Origin of the sequence: Saliniramus sp. (genome assembly GCF_035311605.1) — a bacterium.
Classification (GTDB): Bacteria; Pseudomonadota; Alphaproteobacteria; order Rhizobiales; family Beijerinckiaceae; genus Saliniramus.
In genome coordinates, this window is the sequence record NZ_DATGCW010000320.1 from 1 (window position 1) to 8863 (window position 8863).

Sequence of the window (8863 nt, forward strand, 5' to 3'; positions counted from 1 at the left end):
CCCCACCGGCGTAAACCAAATCTTCGCTGCACCGCCGTAAAAACCGGCGTGTTTCCCCTTGCCAGGACCGCTCACCCAGGTTATCTGCTGTCGCACTATACCGTCCGGTCGGTATAGTCCGTCGGGTCGCCGACGCGTATCGCGCGCAAATCGCGAATCACCGGGCGAATCATCATCCCGGCGCATCACCCGCCGAGCCGGACGAAGACCAAAGGCGCAAACGCATGCAGCAATCTGGCACAGCGCGGGATGGAATTCTCGATGCGGCGCAGCGCGTCGCGGCGCGGGACGGGGCGGGGCATGTCACGCTGGATGCGGTGGCGCGCGAGGCGGGGGTGAGCAAGGGCGGGGTGCTCTATCACTTTCCCGGCAAGGATGCGCTGATCGCCGGCATGCTGGAGCGGCTGATCGCGGAATTCGAGGCCGGGATCGCGCGGCGGCGGGCGGAATATGCCGGCGGGCTGAACCCGTCGCTGCGCGCCATGATCGCGGCGTGTTCGTGCATGTGCGACGTCGAGCGCCCGGTCGCCATGGCGATCCTCGCCGCCGGGGCGCAGAATCCGGATCTGCTTGCGCCCTTGCGCTCTTCCATCGGCGTGCATCTCGATCAGCTCGCGGCGGAATGTGCCGATCCGGACCGTGCCTTCCTGCTCTGCGCGGCAGCGGACGGGCTGATGTTTCACCACATCCTCGGCATCGCCCCTTATGACGCGGCGCAGCGCACGCGCCTGTTCGCGCGCCTTGCCGCCATGGCGGAGGAGCCGGATGCGCCGGTTCGGCCCGGCAAGGCTTTGGCAACGGACGCGCCTTATAATACGTGCGCGCAGGAGGCCCGCGATGACAACGACTGACGGCAACACCCTGGATGACCACGCGCGCCGCTCCCTGCACGGCTTCCCGCGCCGCTTCCGGCGCACCTTCGCCTTCACGTTTCTCGCCCTTGCTACCCTCGGGCTCGCCGCCTGCCAGGAGGGGGCTGCGATCGAGGAGGCGGAGCTGATCCGGCCCGTGCGGCTGATTACGGCGGGGGAGACGGAGGATCTGACCGCGCGGCGCTTCGTCGGGCGGATCGATGCGGTCTCGACGGTCGATCTCTCCTTCCAGGTGGGCGGGCGCATCGCGGATATCCCGGTGCGGGAGGGCGCGCGGGTCGCCGAGGGCGACACGATCGCGATGCTGGAGCCCGATGATTACGCGCTGGCGCTGCGCGAGGCGCAATTGCAATACGATCTCGCCGCGCGCGACATCGAGCGCAAGCGCGAGCTCGTCGCCCGCGAGTCGATCTCGACGGCGGCCTTCGAGCAATCCGAAATCGAATACCGGCTGCGCCGCGTCGCCCTCGACAATGCCGAGCGTAACCTCGCCCACACCACCATCGCCGCGCCCTTCGACGCGCTGGTGACGCGCCGTCTCGCCGATGCCTTTGCCAACGTACCGGCGGGGGAGCCGATTGTGCGTGTGCAGGACGTGACCGAGTTGCGGGTGCATATCAACGTGCCCGAGAACATGATCGGCCTTGTCTCGACCCCCGACATGTTTCGCATCGAGGCGTTCTTTCCCGATCGCCCCGATGAGCCGCTGCCGCTGACCTATCGCGAACACGCCACCGAGCCCGACGCCATCGCCCAGACCTACGAGGTGACGCTCACCCTCGACGTGCCCTTCGACGGCACGATCCTGCCGGGCATGACCGTCTCCGTGCGCGTCAGCCTCGCCGCTGCGAGAGCGCGGGAAGCCATGACGCTGCCGGTCTCGGCCATCGATACGGATCCCGGGGGCGATTTCCGCATCTGGGTCTACGATCCGGATACGCGGCGTGTGGCGCCGCGAGAGGTCGCGCTCGGCAATGTGGGCGAGGATCGCATCGCGGTGCGTGACGGCGTGGCGCCGGGCGAGCGGGTCGTCGCGGCGGGTGCGCATCTGATGCGCGAGGGCATGCGCGTGCGTCCCTTCGAGAGCTTCTGAGGCGGGATCGACATGGACATCGCCCGCGCGGCCATCGACAAGCCGGTCAATACCTGGATCATCGTGCTGATCTGCCTTCTGGGCGGGATCTGGGGGCTTCTGACCGTGGGGCGGCTGGAAGACCCGTCCTTCACCATCAAGCAGGCGGTGGTGCTCACCGAATATCCCGGCGCGACGGCCGAAGAGGTGGAGGAAGAGGTCACCGAGCGCCTGGAATCCGCCATCCAGCAACTGCCGCAGCTCAATCGCGTCACCTCGAAATCAATGCCGGGGATGTCGGAGATCGAGGTCGAGATCAAGATGATCTATGACGGCACGCAGCTACCCCAGATCTGGGACGAGTTGCGCCGCAAGGTCGGCGATGCCCAGCGCGGCCTGCCAAACGGCGCGGGGCCCTCCGTCGTCAATGATGATTTCGGCGATGTCTTCGGAATCTTCTATGCTGTCACGACGCCCGGCTTTTCCGCGCGCGAGAAACGCGAGATCGCGAAATTCCTGCGCCGGGAAGTGCTCACCGTCCCCGATGTCGCCAAGGTCGCGACCGACGGCGAGCGTGAGGAGGCCATCTATATCGAGGTCTCGAACGAACGCCTGGCGAGTCTGGGCATTTCCGTCGACCAGATCCTCGCCACGATCCAGTCCGAGAACGCCGCGGAGCCGGCAGGCGCCACGCGGGTGGGGGATGCGCGCCTGCGCGTGGCCGTGCGCCCCGGTCTGGACACGGTGCGCGCCATCGAGGCGCTGCGTGTGGGCCGGCCAGGCACGACCGAGCAGCTGAGCCTCGTCGATATCGCCGAAATCACGCGCGAGCCGGTCGAGATTCCCGATCATCTGGTGCGCTTCAACGGCGATCCCGCCTTCACCCTGGCCGTATCCGGCGTGGCCGACAGCAATATCGTCGCCGTCGGCCAGGCGGTGGAGGCGCATCTGCGCGCCATCGAGGATCGGCTGCCGGTCGGGGTCGAGATCCACCCGATCTACGAACAGCATCGGGTCGTCGACGAAGCGATCAACGATTTCATCGTCAATCTGGCGCTCTCCGTCGCCATCGTGATCGCCGTGCTGATGCTGTTCATGGGCTGGCGCGTGGGCATGGTGGTGGGTGCGACGCTGCTTCTGACCGTGCTGGGCACCGTCTTCTTCATGCGCGTGTTCAATATCGAGATGGAGCGGATCTCGCTCGGCGCGCTGATCATCGCCATGGGGATGCTGGTCGATAATGCCATTGTCGTGGCCGAGGGCATGCTCATCAACATGCAGCGCGGCGAGAAGGCGCGCGAGGCGGCGCGGGAGGCGGCCAGACGCACCCAGGTGCCGCTTCTGGGTGCGACGGTGATTGGCATCATGGCGTTTTCCGGCATCGGCCTCTCGCCGGATGCCACGGGGGAATTTCTGTTCTCGCTCTTTGCGGTCATCGGCATATCGTTGCTGCTGAGCTGGGTGCTGGCCATCACGGTGACACCGCTCTTCGGCTATTATCTCCTTAAGGTGGCGCCGGATTCGCATGAGCGCGATCCCTATGGGGGCCTGATCTACCGGATCTACAGTGCGGTTCTGCGCGGTGCGTTGCGGGTGCGTCTGCTCACGGTCGTCGCTCTGGTGGGTATGACGGGAGCGAGCATCTGGGCGTTTCAGTTCGTCGATCAGGCCTTCTTCCCGGAATCGAACACGCCGCTCTTTTATGTCAATTACACGCTTCCCCAGGGCGCCGATATCCGCGCCACGGCGCGCGACATCGATGCGATCACGCAGCGGGTGATGCAGGAGGAGGGCGTCGTCTCGGTGGCGAGCTTCGTGGGGCGCGGAGCGGCGCGCTTCATGCTGACCTATGCGCCCGAGCAGCCGAATACGGCTTACGGCCAGCTCATCGTGCGGGTGGAGGATCGCGCGATGATCGCGCCCCTCGCAGCGCGGCTGAGGGCGGAGCTGGGCGCCGATTTTCCGCAAGCGGAAGTTCGTACAGAACGTCTGTTCTTCGGGCCGGGCGGCGGTGCGCGGATCGAGGCACGTTTCTCCGGACCTGATGCCAGCGTGTTGCGCGCGCTCGGTGAGGAAGCGGCAGGACGCATGCTTGCCGATGGCGGGCTGATCGATATCCGCCAGGACTGGCGACAGCGCCAGTTGGTGATCACGCCGGTCTTCAACGAGGAACGCGCGCGCATTGCGGGTCTGGGGCGGGCCGATCTCGCGCAGGTGATGAACTTTTCGACCACGGGGGTGCGCGCGGGCACCTATCGTGAGGGCGAGGAACTGATCCCCATTATCGCGCGCCCGCCGGAGCGTGAACGCCTCGATCCCGGCCAGTTGCAGGATCGCCTCGTCGCCAGCCCCGGCGGCGGAGCCTTCGTGCCTGTCTCGCAGATCGTGGATCGGTTCGAACTGGTTCCGGAGGAGACGCTGATCCGCCGACGCGACCGGGTTCGCACGCTCACGGTTCAGGCTGACCCCCTGCCGGGCCTGACGGCCGATGAGGCGCGCCGGCGCATTCTAAATGCGATCGAGAGGATCGAATTGCCGCCGGGTTATCGACTGGAATGGGGCGGTGAATACCAAGCGTCAGCCGAGGCCGAGGAATCGCTCGGCCGACAATTGCCGCTCGGCTTCCTCGTCATGTTGATCATCTCGATCCTGCTCTTCGGCAGGATCCGGCAGCCGTTGATCATCTGGCTGGTGGTGCCGATGTCGGTCTGCGGGGTGGTTCTGGGGCTGCTCGGCTCCGGGCTCGCCTTCGGCTTCATGGCGCTTCTGGGTTTCCTCAGCCTGTCGGGCATGCTGATGAAGAACGCGATCGTGCTGGTGGACGAGATCGACGCACAGATCGCCTCCGGGCGCGAGCGTTTCACGGCGCTCGTGGATGCCTCCGTCAGTCGTCTGCGCCCGGTGACGCTTGCGGCAGTGACAACGATTCTCGGCATGGCGCCGCTGCTGACGGACGCGTTTTTCGCCAATATGGCGGTGACAATCATGGCCGGTCTGGCCTTCGCCAGCGTACTCACCCTTGTCGCCGTGCCGGTATTGTATGCAATTTTCTTCCGGATCAGACGCGGCAACGATGCGGTGCTCGAGCCGCAGGCGGATGACGTAGCGCAACCCCTGCAGGCGTGAAAGAAGCCATGTGTCAAAGACTTGCCGCGTTGCAGCATAAGCACGACCGGTGGAGATTGCCGGGCGCTGCCCTGCGTTGTACGCATGGGTGTATCGCGTATCGGTCATGACAATATTATTGCGATATCTGCACAGATATACGACAAATGCTCTTAACGACGTGCGCATTTACGTAATTCAATAACGCACGCTTTGGAGTGAAGTCATGAGCCGTTTCGATTGGGACGATCTGCGCTTTTTTCTGGCCGTGGCGCGGGTCGGTCGACTGACCGTGGCCGCGAGACGACTGGGCGCTGATCATGCAACCGTGTCGCGCCGCATCACCGCGCTGGAAGATGCCCTCAAGGCCAAGCTGTTCGAACGCCGTCCGCAAGGCTATGCCCTCACCGAACATGGTGAGCGGCTGCTCTCCAAGGCAGAGGCGATCGAGACCCAGGCGCTCGCGGTATCGAGCGAAATCGGCGGTGCGGATCTCGCCCTCTCGGGTACGGTGCGCATCGGTGCGCCGGACGGGTTCGGCGCCATGTTCCTCGCCCCGCGCACGGCCAATCTCGGCGAGCAATATCCCGATCTCGAAATGCAGATCGTGGCCATGCCGCGCCTCCTGTCGCTTTCCAAGCGCGAGGCCGATATCGCGATTTCGCTGGCGCCTCCGAAAGAGGGCAAGATTGTGGCGCGCCGCCTGACGGATTACAGGCTCGGCGTCTTCGCCACACAGGCCTATCTCGATGCGCACAAGCCGATCAACGAGCCGGACGATCTCCAGGATCATACCGTCATCGGCTATATCGACGATCTGATCTTCACCCCCGAGCTCGACTATCTCGACGAAGTCTCCAAGGGCATGCGGGCCAAGCTGCAGAGCTCCTCGCTCGTCGCGCAGATGCAGGCGGCGCTGGCCGGAGCCGGCGTGGTGGTTCTGCCCTATTATGTGGCGGCTGCTGATTCACGGCTGGTGCAGATCCTGCCGGACAAGGCAACATTCACCCGTGCCTACTGGCTGATCGTCCATGCCGATCTCAAGGATATCGCCCGCATCCGCGCCACGATGGATTTCCTCGTGCGCGAGGTGAAGGCGGCCCGTCAGGAATTCCTCCCGGATGATCGTCCCTGAGGGCGCCGGCTGCGACGATGCCGGGGCTTGGGTCCCGGCCCAAACATGCTATGCACTGGGCGTGATCGTCGAAGGAGACACGCTCAATGCAGGATGTTGCCGCCAATCCGTTGCTTGCGACCTGGGAATCCCCCTTCGCCGTGCCGCCCTTCGCGCAGATCGCGCCGGAGCATTTCCCGCCGGCCTTCGAGGCGGCGCTGGGCGAACATCGGGCGGAGGTGGATGCGATCCGCGATCAGGCGACCGGGCCAGATTTCGACAATACGATTGCCGCGATGGAGCGGGCAGGCGAGCGCCTGAAGCGCACCGTCGGCGTGTTCTTCAATCTGTCTGGGGCGCATACCAATCCCGAGATCCAGAAGATCGAGCGGGAGATTGCGCCGAAGCTCTCCCGGCATTCGAGCGCGATCCATCTCGATCCGAAGCTGTTTGCGCGGATCGCCGCGATCTTCGAGGCGCGCGAGAGCGCCGGGCTTACATCAGAGCAGATCCGTCTGATCGAGCGCTATCATCTCGGCTTCACCCGCGCCGGCGCGCATCTGGGCGAGGCGGAGCGCGCGCGGCTGGCGGAAATCGCGCAGCGTCTCGCCGAACTCGGTACCGCCTTCTCGCAGAACGTGCTCGCTGACGAGAGCGGCTTCACGCTCGTGCTGGAAGGGGAGGCGGATATCGCAGGCCTGCCCGATTTCCTGATCAAGGCGGCGGCCCGCGCCGCGCGCGATCGCGACCTGGGGGAGGGGCAGTATGTGATCACGCTGGCGCGCTCTTCGATCGAGCCGTTCCTGCAATTCTCCGAGCGCCGCGACCTGCGCGAGAAGGCGTTTCGCGCCTGGACCATGCGCGGCGATGGCACCGCGCACGACAATGCCGCCATCATGAGCGAGACCCTGCGTCTGCGCGATGAGCGGGCAAAGCTTCTGGGCTATGCCGATTACGCTGCCTACAAGCTCGACGACACCATGGCGAAGACGCCGCAGGCGGTCTCGGATCTGTTGAGCCGCGTCTGGAAGCCGGCGGTGGCGCGCGCCGATGCAGAGCGCGATGCGCTCGCCGCCCTGGCCCGGGCGGAGGGCGCCAATGATGCGATCGCGCCCTGGGACTGGCGCTATTACGCCGAGAAGGAGCGCCAGCGCGCCCATGCGCTCGAAGAGGCCGAGATCAAACCGTATTTTCAGCTCGACAACATCATCCAGGCAGCCTTCCACGTGGCGCAGCGCCTGTTCGGCCTGCAATTCACGCCGCGCGACGATGTCCCCGTCTACCATCCTGATGTCCGGGCGTGGGAGGTGCTTGACGCGCAGGGTGCACATATGGGGCTGTTCTACGGCGATTATTTCGCGCGCGCCTCGAAGCGCTCCGGCGCCTGGGCTTCGAGCTATCGCGGCCAGCGCAATCTCGACGAACGCGTGCGCCCGATCATCGTCAATGTGATGAATTTCTCGGCCCCCGCAGAGGGCGAGCCGGCGCTTCTGTCCTTCGATGATGCGCGCACCCTGTTCCACGAATTCGGCCACGCCCTGCACGGGCTTTTATCCGACGTCACCTATCCCTCGCTCGCGGGCACGAACGTCTCGCGCGATTTCGTCGAACTGCCCTCGCAGCTCTACGAGCACTGGCTCGAAGTGCCCGAAATCCTCGAACGCTTCGCTGTGCATGCGCAGACCGGCAAACCCATGCCGGCGGGATTGCGTGAGCGCCTCGCGCAAGCGCGCAATTTCAACCAGGGTTTCGCCACGGTGGAATATTGCGCCAGCGCGCTCGTCGATCTCGATATGCACGCCCATGCCGAGGATGCCGCCGCCGACCCCATCGCCTTCGAGCGCGCCGCACTATCGCGGATCGGCATGCCGGATGCGATCGAGATGCGCCACCGCAGCCCGCATTTCGCGCATATCTTTTCCGGCGAGGGCTATTCCGCCGGATATTACTCGTATCTGTGGTCGGAAGTGCTCGATGCGGATGCGTTTGCCGCCTTCACCGAGGCGGGCGATCCCTTCGATCCGCAGGTCGCCCAGCGGCTGCATGATTTCATCTACGCGGCGGGCAATCTGCGCGATCCGGAAGATGCGTACCGCGGTTTCCGCGACCGGTTGCCTGATGTCGGGCCATTGCTGGAGAAGCGCGGGCTGGCGTAACCGGGGGCGTGGCGCAAAGCCCCGCTTCTCCTGCTCAGATATCCAGGTCGAGATCGGTGGCGAAGGCGGCGCGCTCCTGGATGAAGCTGAAGCGCGCTTCCGGCTTGTTACCCATCAGCCGCTCGATCGCATCGCCGGTGGCCTCGCGGTCGTCTCCATGCACGGCGACGCGCAGGAGCGTGCGCTTCTCCGGGTGCATGGTGGTTTCCTTGAGCTGCGCCGGCATCATTTCGCCCAGACCCTTGAAGCGGCTCACCTCGACCTTGGCATTGGCCTTGAATTCGCTCCTGATCAGCGCATCCTTGTGGGCATCGTCATGCGCGTAGACGGTCTTGGCGCCGTGGGTGAGCTTGTAGAGCGGCGGGATGGCGAGATAGAGGTGGCCCTTGTCGATCAGCTTGGGCATTTGCCGGTAGAAGAATGTGATCAGCAGGGACGCGATATGCGCGCCGTCGACATCGGCATCGGTCATGATGATGATGCGGTCGTAGCGCAGGTTTTCCGCGTCGCAATCCTTGCGCGTCCCGCAGCCCATGGCGAGGGT

General features: G+C 65.1%; 6 protein-coding genes. 5 read left to right on the plus strand and 1 reads right to left on the minus strand.

Features of this window, described 5'->3' with window-relative positions:
• The first annotated feature begins 224 nt into the window (after positions 1-224).
• From VKP01_RS14170 to VKP01_RS14190, 5 genes are all read left to right on the plus strand, one after another.
• Positions 225-851, plus strand: a complete 627-nt coding sequence (locus tag VKP01_RS14170; RefSeq protein WP_324413377.1) for a TetR/AcrR family transcriptional regulator — start codon at positions 225-227, stop codon at positions 849-851.
• Entirely contained in the window at positions 838-1965 is a 1128-nt protein-coding gene (locus VKP01_RS14175) for an efflux RND transporter periplasmic adaptor subunit (protein WP_324413379.1), read from the plus strand. The genes VKP01_RS14170 and VKP01_RS14175 overlap by 14 nt, the downstream gene beginning before the upstream one ends.
• Before the next feature lie 12 nt (positions 1966-1977).
• Positions 1978-5070, plus strand: a complete 3093-nt coding sequence (locus VKP01_RS14180) for an efflux RND transporter permease subunit (protein WP_324413381.1) — start codon at positions 1978-1980, stop codon at positions 5068-5070.
• A gap of 205 nt (positions 5071-5275) precedes the next feature.
• Positions 5276-6184 (plus strand): LysR family transcriptional regulator, encoded by a 909-nt coding sequence (locus tag VKP01_RS14185; RefSeq protein ID WP_324413383.1) that lies wholly within the window; start codon positions 5276-5278, stop codon positions 6182-6184.
• Between the two features lie 86 nt (positions 6185-6270).
• Positions 6271-8319 carry a M3 family metallopeptidase gene (locus tag VKP01_RS14190; protein ID WP_324413385.1) on the plus strand — a complete coding sequence of 683 codons (2049 nt, stop codon included), beginning with the start codon at positions 6271-6273 and terminating at the stop codon, positions 8317-8319.
• Between the two features lie 34 nt (positions 8320-8353).
• Here VKP01_RS14190 and VKP01_RS14195 read toward each other — a convergent pair.
• The coding region (locus VKP01_RS14195) for a toprim domain-containing protein (protein WP_324413387.1) at positions 8354-8863 on the minus strand (510 nt) is incomplete at its 5' end.

Bases quoted from the DNA above. Each gene is read 5' to 3' on its own strand.
- VKP01_RS14170 (WP_324413377.1), top strand. From the start codon at position 225: ATGCAGCAATCTGGCACAGCGCGGGATGGAATTCTCGATGCGGCGCAG.
- VKP01_RS14175 (WP_324413379.1), top strand. From the start codon at position 838: ATGACAACGACTGACGGCAACACCCTGGATGACCACGCGCGCCGCTCC.
- VKP01_RS14180 (WP_324413381.1), top strand. From the start codon at position 1,978: ATGGACATCGCCCGCGCGGCCATCGACAAGCCGGTCAATACCTGGATC.
- VKP01_RS14190 (WP_324413385.1), top strand. From the start codon at position 6,271: ATGCAGGATGTTGCCGCCAATCCGTTGCTTGCGACCTGGGAATCCCCC.
- VKP01_RS14185 (WP_324413383.1), top strand. From the start codon at position 5,276: ATGAGCCGTTTCGATTGGGACGATCTGCGCTTTTTTCTGGCCGTGGCG.